This window comes from Brachyspira hyodysenteriae ATCC 27164, from assembly GCF_001676785.2.
In the GTDB taxonomy this organism is placed as follows: domain Bacteria; phylum Spirochaetota; class Brachyspiria; order Brachyspirales; family Brachyspiraceae; genus Brachyspira; species Brachyspira hyodysenteriae.
The window spans coordinates 1,202,754-1,216,061 of the sequence record NZ_CP015910.2 but is presented as its reverse complement, the minus strand read 5'-3'; the positions used below and the strand labels follow the sequence as shown (position 1 = coordinate 1,216,061).

Sequence of the window (13,308 nt, the reverse complement as noted above, 5' to 3'; positions counted from 1 at the left end):
TCCCCAGTAAACATAATATAAAAAATTATATAATAATAATTAATTAATGCAATATAACAAAATCTATAATTTATCGTAAAACATCGGCAGGCTTTAATCCTTCATTATTGGCTATATCCTTGTCAGCACCCAATCTTAAAAGCAATTTATACGCTTCTTTTTTGTTGTTGGCGGCAGCATAATAAAGAGCAGTCCATCCATCATCATCTTTAGCATTAATATCAACTTTTAAATTTCTAACTAAATATTTTATATTATCTATATTGTCATAAACAACAGCCATATGCAAAGGAGTTACATTATTTTTAGTTTTAGAATTAACAAGTTTTCTATTTTTATATGCAATACTTCTCAGCATAGAAGTATTTCCAAAAGCAGCAGCATATAAAAAAGTAGTCCAACCTTCTTCATCAGTAGCATTTACATTTGCACCTTTTTTCATAAGCTCATTAAATATTCTCGAATCGCCTTTACTTTTAAATATAGCATATATCAGAGGAGTTGCCTTACCTATATAAACAGCATCAGTAGAATCATCTCCTAAATGAGTGAAATAACCTTCAGGAAGTTTAGATTCTAAATCAATATTTTTATTTGCAAGAAGAACATCAACAGATTTAAAACTATTATTTTTTATGGCCAAATGTAAAGCACTTAATCCATAACCATCTTTAGCATTAATATTAGCACCTCTATTTATTAAAGCTCTAATGTTTCTATAATCATCTTTTTCTATAGCTTTAAATAATTCAATATCAATATCTCTTAATTCATTAACTTCATCTTCAATTTTCCTAGTAAGCACAGTCTCAGGAAGCACATTATTATTATCCGCAATATTAGTATCTGCTCCTAATATAATGAGCAAATTATAAGTTTCCATACTTTTAGAATGCGCCGCATGATAAAGAGCAGTCCAACCGTCTATATCTCTTGCATTAATATCAATATTAGAATTAGTGCATAAATACATTACTGTTTCAAGATTATTATAATCGCAAGCTATATGTAAAGGCGTTACATTAAACTCTGTCTTAGTATCAAGCAAAGTACTGTCTTTTTCAGCAAGTAATGATATAGTATTCAAGTCAGAGAAAGCAGCAGCATACATAATACTATTCCAAGTTTTAAAATCTCTGGCTTTTAAATTAGCTCCATTCTCTATTAATATTTCAGTTATTTCCCCGGCATTTTTATATATAGAATAAAGTAAAGGAGTAGCTCCTCCTAAATTATTTGTGTAATCATCAGGCAGTTTTGAATTGATATTTATATTTCCATTACTTATAGCTGTTCTTATATATTCAGCATCATAATTATCTATAGCATCATATATACTTTCATAGCTTACAATTAAATTTTCTTCTGATACTTCATTAGTTAATATCTCAGTAAAATCTTCAGCAAATAGAAATACACTGAAATATAACATAATAATAAAAATTTTTTTCATAAAAAATAACTCTCTATAAAAATACTAATATAATCATGGAGTAGTAACAGCAGCACTATCTTGTAAATCGGTAATAGTACTATTAAGATTATATTCTTTCTTAGGCAATCCAACATTAGGAAAGTCTGTAAGAGTAAATTCAATCCAAAACTCCTTGTTCCAATAAACTCCTTTTACTGAACCTGAAGTAATATCAGAAGGGAGAGTAGAAGGTCTTACAGCAAATGTAGCCTGAATCTGCCATCCGTCTAATTCATGCCAAACACTAGCTTCTATAGATTTTAATTTAAATAAACTTTCAGTTCTTTTTTTACTGTCAGAGAAATTGAATGAATTTATGATATCCCAAAAAGGATTAACCCAAGTTTGATTTTCTTTTTCTGCATAAGATTTTATATATCTATATGCATTCTCATTTGCACTAGTAGTTGCTATTCTAAATTTCCATTGTTCCAAAACCTGAAGCTCTATACCAAATGTAAATGCGGTAGTATTATATCTATAATTTATAAAATCATGAGTAAAGGCAAAACCAAAATATAAATTAAAATCATTAACTATACCATCAAAGAAAGGTCTTTTATTGTTTTTTATTAAAATCCAATCTGTAATTTTACCTAAAGGTATAGGAAAGTGAAAATATGCATTTATTCTATTTGCTGTTAAATTAGTTCCTAATAAATTTCTAGTTATATCATAAGAAACATAAGATTGATTATATAAAAGTCTTGCTGAAGCACCTACTTCAGTTGTAAGCATTTTATTTGTAGAAAATTCAACTTGATAAGTTCTTGTTTCTGAATTATAACTAGGTATAAAATCATAACCTGTAGTTATAAATGTTTCCATATTGAGATTCAAATCAGGCAAATAAAATAAGCTGTATCCGGTTCCGCCCATAGAAAATCTAGTTGTAAAGCTATGATTATTAAATTCACCGAATTGAGAATCTTTATAATCTGTATCAATGTATTTTTCTTTAAATCTATATCCCAATGTATATGTTGTATCCCATCTAACAGTAGGTTCAAAATATCTTGTGAAATCATATGGCAATATACTGTAAGGTAAAAACATAGAAAAATTCATTCCTGTGCCTATACCAAAGTAAGTATTATCTTTATCATAAATCAAATCTTCTGCTTTAGGATCTATACTATTTTGATATGAGTATTCCATATTAAAGCTAGGTACAAATCTTAAAAAATCATTAGTAAAAGCTCTTGATATATCACCATGTAAATTAAGATTATCTCTTTCAGCAAGTTTATCATTTAATTGTGAGTCAAGCATAGGATTGTTATAAAAAGCAATACCTTCAGAAGTCTTATAATTTATAGTATGATTATAATTAGCTCTTAAATTATAGTTAATGTTAAGATTTGGAAAGTAATAAGATGTCTCATTTCCAAATATAGAATTGTAACTAGCTTCTACAGAAGGAAGTACAAGTTTATATGGTTTAGGCATATAATAGTCGAAATTAGTATTAACATCAACCGATATATTTCTAACAGATTCTAAATCCCATTCTGCACCAACTTTTAAATTAAGTCCGTAAATATTATTATTAAGATAAACAGAATTTTCAATATAATTTTCAGGATAAGAATCTCCTATGTCCTGCAAATTTCCTGTAAGTGATGTAAAAAATGTTAATATATCAAACTGTCCTCTTTGATTGTAAAAATCAGATCTGAAATATAAGTCGCTATTTAAATTTAACTTTCCTGTAATATAACTATTTATATTTTGGCTATTATATAATTGAATGGTATGATCATATTGAAATTTATATCTTGGTACAAACTTTCCGCCTTCACCTGATCCAAAATAGTTAACATACCTTGTACCAAATCCTACACTTGAAGTAATATAGGAATCAAATAAATAATACTGCCTTCCAAAAGCAAACATAGCATCAAGTGCTAAATCCTGATACTGACTTGTATACCTTATTTCATCTCCTAATAAAAAACCTAATTTCTGATAGGCATCGAATCTTATCTTATGCTGCACACCATATAAATTAAATATCTTATAATTTTGAATATAAACACCTTCTCTCAAAGACTGCCCAAAAGAAGATATTATACCAGTACCAAAATTATTCTGTATAAATAATGGAAAATAAAATACAGGCTGTCTTCCTACCCTATAGATACTATTGAAAACCATCATCTTTTTAGTATCCCAAAGATAAACTCTGCTCGCTAAAAAATCATGCGCTATAGGAGTAAGACGTGAAAAACTCACACTGCTGTTTTCAGCAAAAAAATCTTGGTCATTAAATTTAATTATACGCCCTTCAACTGTAAAACTCATGAATTTCGTATTTCCGCCGAATAGTATGCCTCTTTTACTTTCTCTATTAAGCATAAACCATTCACCTTTGAAAGTACTTCCTTCAGATGCTACAGTTAAATTTCCTGAAGCAAAAACTTCTCCTGTTTTTAAGCTATAAACAACCTTATCAGCAACTAATGTATTATTATACATTTTCATGGTAACATTACCATATAATGATATAAGCTCTTCACCTGCTTCATCTATGGTATATCTTTCAGCAAAATCTGCACCTATAAGTTCTACCTGAGCACCGCCTCTATTTATAGTTGTTCTTGCTACTTCGCGTATTTCATCTTTATTATTAATAACTTCCTGTTTTATATTTACTTGTCTTTCAATGATTCTTGCTCTTAATGTACTTTCAGTATCATAGGGATAAATTTCTATATTATTAACCCTAGCATATTCCTGCAATACATAATATGGTGTAAAATTAACTAAATTAATAAATGATACAGGATTTCTTTTAGCATCAAATCTATTTATCTGCATTATTGCACTTTCGCCTACATTATTGGTTGCTGCAGTAGTATTATTTGTTGCTGCTGTATTATTTACATTAGTATCCTGAGCATATAAACATACATTAAAAATCAATGTAAATAATAACAAGATAAAGATTCGCATTATATCCTCTAAAACTCAATAATTAATTTAAGAAAATTTAATTTTAAAGAAATTGCGTTTACCTACTTTTAAAATACCCTCTTTTGAAACCAATGCGTTTATATCATTTATCTTTTCATTATCTAATGTTACGCTGCCTTGAGAAACAAGTCTTTTTAAATTTGACTTACTTTCTGATGACATACATGTAGCTAATACATTCAAAATATTCTCATCTTTATTGATAGTAACTTCTTCTATTTCATCTGGAAGTCCTTTAGAGCTAAATATTCTTTTAAACTCTTCTTCAGCATTCAAAGCCTCTTCTTCTCCATGATATATTTTTACTATCTCTTTTGCCAATATTCCTTTTATGTTTCTAGGATTTTCTCCATTTTCCATAGCTTTAACATAATTTTTTATATCATCTATAGGTATATCTGTAAGAAGTTCCATATACTTTGATATTAAACTATCTGGTATACTCATTGCCTTACCATACATATCTTTAGCACTGTCATATATACCAATATAATTTCCTAAAGATTTACTCATCTTCTCAACACCATCTAAACCTTCTAACAATGGTACAGTAATAACTGCCTGAGGAGATAATCCGTATTCCTTCATTAAAGTTCTTCCAACAAGCAAATTAAATTTCTGATCATTACCTCCAAGCTCAACATCGCATTCTAAAGCAACAGAATCGTATCCTTGTGCCAGAGGATATAAAAATTCCATAATACTAATAGGCTGTCCGTTTTTATATCTTTTAGAAAAATCATCTCTCTCTATCATCTGTGCCACTGTATATCTTGAAGTTAATCCTAATACATCTGCAAAACTCATTTTTTCAAGCCATTTAGAATTAAACTCTACTATTGTTTTTTCAGGATCTAATATTTTAAAAACCTGCTGCTTATAGGTTTCTGCATTTTTCAAAACATCTTCTAATGTAAGTCTTGGTCTGGTTTTAGTTTTTCCTGAAGGATCCCCTATTCTTCCGGTAAAGTCCCCTATCAAGAATATTACTTTATGACCCAATAATTGAAAATGTCTCATTTTTCTTAAAAGTACAGTATGACCTAAATGTATATCAGGTGCTGTAGGATCGAATCCTGCTTTTACAGTTAATTGTTTTCCGCTTTTTAATTTTTCTTTTATTTCATCTAATCCAATAACTTCGCTGATTCCTCTTGTAATTAATTCTATAGATTCTTCAACACTGTATTTTTTATCTTCCATTTTTAATATCCCTTTAATAAAAAAATTATTATAACAAAAATATAATTATAGTAGGATATTAATAATAATGTAAATTTCAATTAAAGTCAAATAAAGAATTTTGATTATGTTAAGTATACAAATATAATATTGTATAAAATACTTATTTTTTTAATATAAATTAATAATTTATAAAGTAAAGTTAGTATACTAGTAATCATTATTACACTATAATATCATTAATTATTTTATTAATAAAAATAATTAATATCTTGTTATATGCCAATTATAAAGTATAATATCTATATATAAAATTATGGATATTAATTATGATTGATTTTAATATAATTGAATTTAAAAAAGATTCTGCAATATTTGTTGCTGGAGAAAATGCAAGAGAAGTATTTTATATAATCAAAGAAGGTACAATAGTAGAGAAAAATTATGTTATAGAAAATACTAATTTTGAATTTGTAGCTGGAGATATAATAGGTATGGTTTCTGCTATACTTTCAGAACCTTATTATTCAACAGCAATAGCAGCAACAGATGTACAGTTAGTAGAAATACATGTTAAAGATATATACAATATAGAAGATACAAAGATAATAGAAAAAATATATAAGTATTTAATAAAATTTATGGAAATATGGTTGGGTAAATATTTTTATAAATTGTCTGAATCTTTAAATATTGGAAGCTATAAAGAAAATAATGCACTTGAAATAGCAAATATTTATAATGATAATGGATATAAATCTACTGCTCTTTATATGTATAAAAAAATAATAGAAATTTTCCCTAATGAAGATCATACAGAAATAAATGAAAAAATACATGATATAGAAAGCAATTACAATATAAAACCTCCTTTGGAAATAAGTTATAATCTATATGAATATAAAAACGGCACATGTATATTTTCTGAATTTGAAAACAATACAGAGCTATATGTAATAAGAGATGGAAAAGTTGGTGTATACAGTGTATTTGACGGAAAAATTATTACCAGAATAATATTTAAAAGCGGAAATATTATAGGATATAAACCAATATTAGGAAACAAACTATTACTTACAACTTGTATAGTACTAGAAGATACAATATTACAAGTTATAAATAAAGAAGATTTTTTAAGACTAGCATCTAATAATACTAAATTGCAATATCATCTTGTTAATATAATGGCAAGAAGAACATATAATACTATAATAAAAAGCTACAGTATTACCATAAAAAACCCTATAGGAAAATTTTATAATATGGTATACTCATTTATTAAAACAGAATTGCTTTTTGATAAAAACATAGATTTTTTAGAACTGCCATACACTGCTCATGATATATGCAGTATGGTTGGTATAGAAAATGTTAATTATATAAAATCAGAAATAAATAAAGTAAAAGTAATATTATTCTCTAGTAATGAAAAAATAATAATACCAAATATACAAAGCTTTTTCAAAGAGTATGATATGTATAGAAAAAGAAATTCCAATCCAAATATATCACAGTAATTTTATTATATACAAGCATTTTTAAAAGTAAAATATTGACATAATACTATTTTATAATATAATAAACGGTCTTGATTTATATTAGTTATCAAAAATAATAGGATTTTTATGGATAAATATGATACAGTAAACTTCAATAAAAATGACATTATTATTAAATCCGGTGAAAATCCTCCCAAATATTTTTACATATTAATGGATGGTAAAGCTACATCATATTATGACTTTTACAAAGAATATAAACATAAAAATGTAAAAGGAAGCATAATAGGATTAATATCAGCTATCATAGAAGAACCATATTTTTCAACAGTAGAAGTAGAAGAAACTTCAGAGCTTATAAAAATAAACATTGAAAGCATTATAAATATAAAAGATGAAAATCTGCTTATAAAAATGTATAACTATTTATATTTCATATTGGAAACTTGGCTAAGCAAATATTATACTATATTAGCTGTAAATAAAGTAGATTTGTATAATAAAGATGATACTATAACTATGGCAAATATTTATAAAAATAATGGATATATAGATGCAAGTTATAAATTATGTTTAAAATATATTGAACTTTTTCCTGAAAGCAATGATATAACTAAAGTCAAAAAATTCATAAATGACATAGAAAATATAAAATATACTAAAGAATTAGAACATATAGAAAATAATATATATAAATTCCCAAAAGGATATTGCATATATACGGAAATATATTCAAGCGATAATATATATATAATACAATCCGGTAAAGTTGGAATATATAGTATAGTTAATTCAAAACAGATAGTTAGAAATATTTATACAGATGGGTATATTATAAACGGATATAATCCTACACTAGAGTATCAGCCATTATTAACAACAGCTATAGTACTTGAAGATTCTATTATAAATATAATGACTAAAAATCAATTAATAGATATGATATATAATAATAAATCATTAAGAATTAATTTCATAAAAATGGTAGCAATTAAAGTAAATAATGCCGTTTTAAAAGTTAAAGCTATGAAAAAAGATGAATTAAGTACTAAATTAATAATTATTATATATTCTGTACTTAAAATGGAAACTTTGTATAATAAAGATATCACAAAATTAACATTATTGTATACTATAGAAGATATAAAAAATATGCTTAATATCGATGCTGATAATAAAGAAATATGTAATGAATTGAAAAATATACAATATGTAGAATTAGATAGTAACTCCAATATCAAAATAACAAACATCGAAAATTATTTTAAAAAATATAAAAATTATATAATATAACCTTTTCTTGTTGACATAATTTTTCTAAGTATTATAATTTTTAAGTAAATAATATTAAAGAATATATATCTATGGAAAAATATAGATTAGTAAAATATAAAAAAGGTAGTGTTATATTAAAATATTCCCAAAATGCCAAAGATTGTTTTTATATAATTTCAAAAGGTAGTGTTGTCGTTAATAATGATTTTTATGATACTTCTTCTAAATATAAAATGGGACATATTGTAGGTTTAATAGCATCTATAACAGAAGAACCTTATTATTCAACTATAGAAACAATAGAAGATACAGAATTATGGGAAATAAAAATAGAAAATATAAATAGAATTAATAATAAACATTTGATAAATAGAATATCTAATCATTTATCATCTATATTAGAAATCTGGCTCGGTAAATATTATAGCTTAATAATAAGAAACAAAGTAGATTTATATAATAAAGAAGATATCTTAACTATGGCATCTATATATAAGGAAAACGGATTTATTGATGCAAGTTATAAATTATGCTTATCATATATAAACTTATTCAACGATTATTATGATATTGATCATTTTAATAATGTAAAAAATTTCATGAAAACCTTAACTAAATCAAAAGAACCGGAATGTATAGAAAATAATTCTTATAAAATGTATAAAGGATATTGTATATATACTGAATTAGAAGCTACTAATCGTATTTATTATATAAAATCTGGAAAAGTCGGAATATATAATATAGCGGATTCTGATTATATTACTAGAATGATATATCCTGAACAATGCATTATAGATGCATATGCTCCAAATCTTGAGTATAAAACCTTATTTACAACTGCTGTAGTTTTAGAAGATTCTATTATAGATATTATTACAAAAGAAGAATTAATAAAAATGGTATATAATAATGCTGAATTAAGATTCAAAATATTCAAAATGACTGCTATGAAAGTTATAAGTACAATATTAAAAATTAAATCCATAAAAAAAACTGAATTAAAAGATAAATTGATAGTTTTAATATATTCTATTCTGAAAATAGAAACTTTATTTTCTGAAATAAAATATATAAAACTATATTATACTATAAAAGATATAAAAAATATGATTCATGATGATATAGATGTTAATGATATACAGGAAACTCTAAAAGATATAGATTATTTAGAATTTGATAGTTTTGATAATATTATAGTAACAGATTCAGATAAATATTTTAAAGAATATGAAAGTTACACTATATAAAAAATAAAAAAATATTTTAATAGAAAATGTACTATGGAACAATATAATAAAATAACAATAAAAAAATCAACAATAATTTTTAATTATAAAGAAGAAGCCAAGGACTATTTTTATATAATATTAAAAGGAAAAGTTATAGCCCATAATGTATTTTACCAAAATTATGATATACATTATAAAGAAGGAGATATTATAGGACTTATCTCCTCTATAATAAATGAACCATATTACTCTACAATAGAAAGTCTTGAAGATATAGAAGTACTAAAAATATATGTACAAGATTTATCAAAAATAGATAATTATAAACTTATAGATAAAATATCAAATTATTTGTCTTCAATATTTGAAACTTGGCTTAGTAAATACTATTCATTAATTACAAACAATAAAGTTAATTTATACAATAAAGAAGATATAGTAACAATGGCAAATATTTATAAAAATAGAGGCTTTACAGATGCAAGCTATAAAATATGTAATGGATGTATAAAATTATTTAAAGATGATATTCATATAAATGAAGCCAAGAAACTAATCATAAATACAAGACCAATAGCAAAACCAACATGTATAGAAGAAAACGTTTACAGTGTAAAAAAAGGATATTGTTTGTATACAGAAATAGAACCTAGCAGTTACGCATATATAATAAGATCAGGAAAAGTAGGTATTTATAGTATAATAGACTCTAAAGCTGTAGTAAGATCAATTTACTCATCTAATTATATTATAAATTATTATAAACCTGTTTTGGACTATAAACCCCTTTTTACAACTGCCGTAGTATTAGAGGATTCTATAATAGAAATCATAGAAAAAGACCTTATTGAAAATATTATAAATAAAGATAATAAATTCATTAATAGTTATATAAAAGCTACAGCAGCAAAAATTAATAACATAATATTAAAGATTAAAGCATTATCTGCAAAAGAATTAAATGAAAAATTAATAATACTAATATATTCATTTATCAAAATGGATACTCTATTTGAAAAAAATAAAAATGTACGATTATACTATTCTATAGATGATATAAAAAATATTCTAAACATAGAAGAAACAAATGATAATGTACTTCAAGTTTTAAGACAAATTAAACATATAAGAATAGATAATTCACAAAACATTATAGTACATAATTATGCAAATTTTTTCAAAGAATATGAAAACTATATAATGTAATCTTTTTTGTTGACATAATTATTATATATAGTATAATTCGTCTATTAATAGTGTTAGAAATAGTATATGTCCAATAATATCACAGAAAGATTTGATAAATCTTCAATTTTATTTAACAATGGTGAATCACCTAAAGATTACTTTTATATAATTACCAAAGGAAGAGTTATATCCTATAATAATTTTTATGAAAACTACAAAATATCGTTAAAAGAAGGCGGTATAATAGGTTTGGTATCTGCTATAATAAAAGAACCATACTGTGTAACTACTGAAGCTTTAGAAGATGTAGAAGTATTAAAAATAAATATAAATAATATTGTTCAAATTACAAGTAAGGAATTAGTTAATAGAGTATCAAATTATTTATCTTATATACTTGAAACTTGGCTTAGTAAATATTATAGTTTGGTTATAAAAAATAAAGTTGATTTATACAACAAAGAAGACATATTAATTATGGCTAGCATATATAAGAATAATAATTTTATAGATGCTAGTTATAAAATATGCATTCAATATTTAGAACTATGTAAAAATGAATGTAATACAGAAAAAGTAGAAGAATTCCTAAAATATCTCAAACCTACCCAAAAACCTGAACTCATATCTGAAAATACATATAAAGTAAAAAAAGGATATTGTTTATATACAGAAATAGATTCTAGTAATTATGTTTATATAATAAAATCAGGGAGAGTCGGAATATATAATATTATTAATCAAAAACAAACTGTAAGATTAATATATCCTGAGGGATACATAATAAATGGATATCCTCCATCTTTAGAATATAAACCTCTATTGACAACTGCTATAGTACTTGAAGATTCTATAATACAAATATTAAAAAAAGAAGAACTTATAAATGCTGCAAATAAGAATGAACAATTAAGAATTGCTTTGATACTTGTAACAGCAGTAAAGGTTAATAATGTAACTTTAAAAATAAAGGCTGTTAAAGAAAAAGAACTAAAAAATAAATTAATTATTATATTATATGCTATCATAAAAATAGAAATTTTATTTAAAAAAGAAGAAAAAATTAAATTACCTTATAAAATAAAAGATATTATCGATATGATAGATTTGGATAATGATGTAAAAGAAATATGTGCAGAATTTGAAAATATAAAATATGTAGAACTAGACACATTCAAAAATATTATAGTTAATAATACTGAATATTTTCTAGAAGAATACGAAAATTATACAAGATAATTATTACAATATAATAAAAAATTAGTTTTATAATAACATGAATAATTACAACACTATTACATTCCAAAAGTCCTCTTTTATATACGAGGAAGGCAATTTTCCAAAGGATTCATTTTATATAATAACAAAAGGCAAAGCTAGATGCTATGCAATAAATTCTAATAACTATGATAGAGAATATAATGTGGGGCATATTATAGGGCTAGTTAATCTGGCAGCATCAGAACCCTATTCTGTTACCATGGAAGCTGTAGAAGATGTTGAGGTTTTGGAATTGACCCTATCTGATATAGGCAATATTACAAATAATGATTTAATAAAAACAATATATAATTATCTTAATACTACATTAGAAACTTGGCTATCCCGCTATTATATAATTTTAGTAAAAAATAAAGTTGACTTGTATTATAAAGAAAATATTTTCACAATGGCAGAAATATACCTAAAAAATGATCTTCCTGATGTAGCCCATAAATTATATGAAGACTATATAGAAACATTAGAAGATAAAAATGATATAGAATATGCCAAAAAAGAACTATTAAAACTTACTCCTCCTAATAATCCAAGCACATTTACTTCAAATATATTATTGTATAAAAAAGGATGCTGTTTATATACAGAATTCAAAGCAAGTAATCATTTATATATAATATTATCCGGAAGAATAGGAATATACAATGTAATAAATGGAAAACTTTTTCTAAAAGATATATACAAAAAAAATTATGTTCTTGACGGATATGAACCAAAATTAGAATATAAACCTTTATTAACTTCAGCTGTTGCTTTGGAAACTTCTTATATAAAAGTAGTAACTAAAGAAGAATTTATAGAAATGATAATAAAAGATAAACATCTTAGAAGCTATCATGTGAAAATGATGTCAATAAAAGTAATAAATATATTATCTAAAATAAAAGCATTAGAAGAAAATAATACTCTTTCAAAATTATTTATAATAATTTCTGCCCTGCTAAAAACAGAAACTTTATTTGAAGAAATAAATACAACTGTATTAAGTTATACTATTTATGATATAGAAAACTCTATAAAATTAGATATAAATGATATTCTTAATAATTTAAAAAAAATCAAATCATTAGAAATAATGAATGATAAATACATAAGAATCATAAATATTAATGATTTTTTTATAGAATATCATGAATATCAAAAAAATAATTATTGACATCCTATATAAATGTATTAAAATATTTACAAATTATATAGGGATTAT

9 protein-coding genes are annotated in these 13,308 nt (G+C 24.3%); 6 read left to right on the top strand and 3 right to left on the bottom strand.

Features of this window, described 5'->3' with window-relative positions:
- Positions 1-70: 70 nt before the first annotated feature.
- Genes BHYOB78_RS05450 through tyrS form a run of 3 tightly spaced genes read right to left on the bottom strand, consistent with a single transcriptional unit; the run spans position 71 to position 5,653 of the window.
- Positions 71-1,453 carry an ankyrin repeat domain-containing protein gene (locus tag BHYOB78_RS05450; RefSeq protein ID WP_020063438.1) on the bottom strand — a complete coding sequence of 461 codons (1,383 nt, stop codon included), beginning with the start codon at positions 1,451-1,453 and terminating at the stop codon, positions 71-73.
- A gap of 33 nt (positions 1,454-1,486) precedes the next feature.
- Positions 1,487-4,429 carry an LPS-assembly protein LptD gene (locus BHYOB78_RS05445; protein WP_038369801.1) on the bottom strand — a complete coding sequence of 981 codons (2,943 nt, stop codon included), beginning with the start codon at positions 4,427-4,429 and terminating at the stop codon, positions 1,487-1,489.
- Between the two features lie 27 nt (positions 4,430-4,456).
- On the bottom strand, positions 4,457-5,653 hold the full coding sequence (gene tyrS, locus BHYOB78_RS05440; RefSeq protein WP_012669799.1) for a tyrosine--tRNA ligase: 1,197 nt from the start codon (positions 5,651-5,653) through the stop codon (positions 4,457-4,459).
- Between the two features lie 308 nt (positions 5,654-5,961).
- On the opposite strand from tyrS, the gene BHYOB78_RS05435 reads away from it, so the two are divergent.
- The 6 genes from BHYOB78_RS05435 to BHYOB78_RS05410 all read left to right on the top strand — a co-directional run bounded on the left by BHYOB78_RS05435 (position 5,962) and on the right by BHYOB78_RS05410 (position 13,260).
- Positions 5,962-7,149 (top strand): cyclic nucleotide-binding domain-containing protein, encoded by a 1,188-nt coding sequence (locus BHYOB78_RS05435; RefSeq protein ID WP_012669798.1) that lies wholly within the window; start codon positions 5,962-5,964, stop codon positions 7,147-7,149.
- A 108-nt stretch (positions 7,150-7,257) separates the two neighbouring features.
- Positions 7,258-8,424: a cyclic nucleotide-binding domain-containing protein gene (locus BHYOB78_RS05430; protein ID WP_012669797.1), complete on the top strand. Its 1,167-nt coding sequence runs from the start codon at positions 7,258-7,260 to the stop codon at positions 8,422-8,424.
- 71 nt (positions 8,425-8,495) lie between these two features.
- The gene (locus BHYOB78_RS05425) at positions 8,496-9,656 is read left to right on the top strand and encodes a cyclic nucleotide-binding domain-containing protein (RefSeq protein ID WP_012669796.1); all 1,161 of its coding nucleotides are present in this window, start codon (positions 8,496-8,498) and stop codon (positions 9,654-9,656) included.
- Positions 9,657-9,689: 33 nt separating this feature from the next.
- Positions 9,690-10,844, top strand: coding sequence for a cyclic nucleotide-binding domain-containing protein (locus tag BHYOB78_RS05420; protein WP_012669795.1), 1,155 nt, complete (start codon positions 9,690-9,692; stop codon positions 10,842-10,844).
- 66 nt (positions 10,845-10,910) lie between these two features.
- On the top strand, positions 10,911-12,065 hold the full coding sequence (locus BHYOB78_RS05415) for a cyclic nucleotide-binding domain-containing protein (RefSeq protein WP_012669794.1): 1,155 nt from the start codon (positions 10,911-10,913) through the stop codon (positions 12,063-12,065).
- A 37-nt stretch (positions 12,066-12,102) separates the two neighbouring features.
- Positions 12,103-13,260: a Crp/Fnr family transcriptional regulator gene (locus BHYOB78_RS05410; protein WP_012669793.1), complete on the top strand. Its 1,158-nt coding sequence runs from the start codon at positions 12,103-12,105 to the stop codon at positions 13,258-13,260.
- Positions 13,261-13,308 lie beyond the last annotated feature (48 nt).

What these genes read in the sequence shown, in the direction of transcription:
- BHYOB78_RS05415 (WP_012669794.1), top strand. Translation starts at nt 10,911, where the DNA reads ATGTCCAATAATATCACAGAAAGATTTGATAAATCTTCAATTTTATTT.
- BHYOB78_RS05420 (WP_012669795.1), top strand. Translation starts at nt 9,690, where the DNA reads ATGGAACAATATAATAAAATAACAATAAAAAAATCAACAATAATTTTT.
- tyrS (WP_012669799.1), bottom strand. Translation starts at nt 5,653, where the DNA reads ATGGAAGATAAAAAATACAGTGTTGAAGAATCTATAGAATTAATTACA.
- BHYOB78_RS05425 (WP_012669796.1), top strand. Translation starts at nt 8,496, where the DNA reads ATGGAAAAATATAGATTAGTAAAATATAAAAAAGGTAGTGTTATATTA.
- BHYOB78_RS05430 (WP_012669797.1), top strand. Translation starts at nt 7,258, where the DNA reads ATGGATAAATATGATACAGTAAACTTCAATAAAAATGACATTATTATT.
- BHYOB78_RS05435 (WP_012669798.1), top strand. Translation starts at nt 5,962, where the DNA reads ATGATTGATTTTAATATAATTGAATTTAAAAAAGATTCTGCAATATTT.
- BHYOB78_RS05410 (WP_012669793.1), top strand. Translation starts at nt 12,103, where the DNA reads ATGAATAATTACAACACTATTACATTCCAAAAGTCCTCTTTTATATAC.
- BHYOB78_RS05445 (WP_038369801.1), bottom strand. Translation starts at nt 4,429, where the DNA reads ATGCGAATCTTTATCTTGTTATTATTTACATTGATTTTTAATGTATGT.
- BHYOB78_RS05450 (WP_020063438.1), bottom strand. Translation starts at nt 1,453, where the DNA reads ATGAAAAAAATTTTTATTATTATGTTATATTTCAGTGTATTTCTATTT.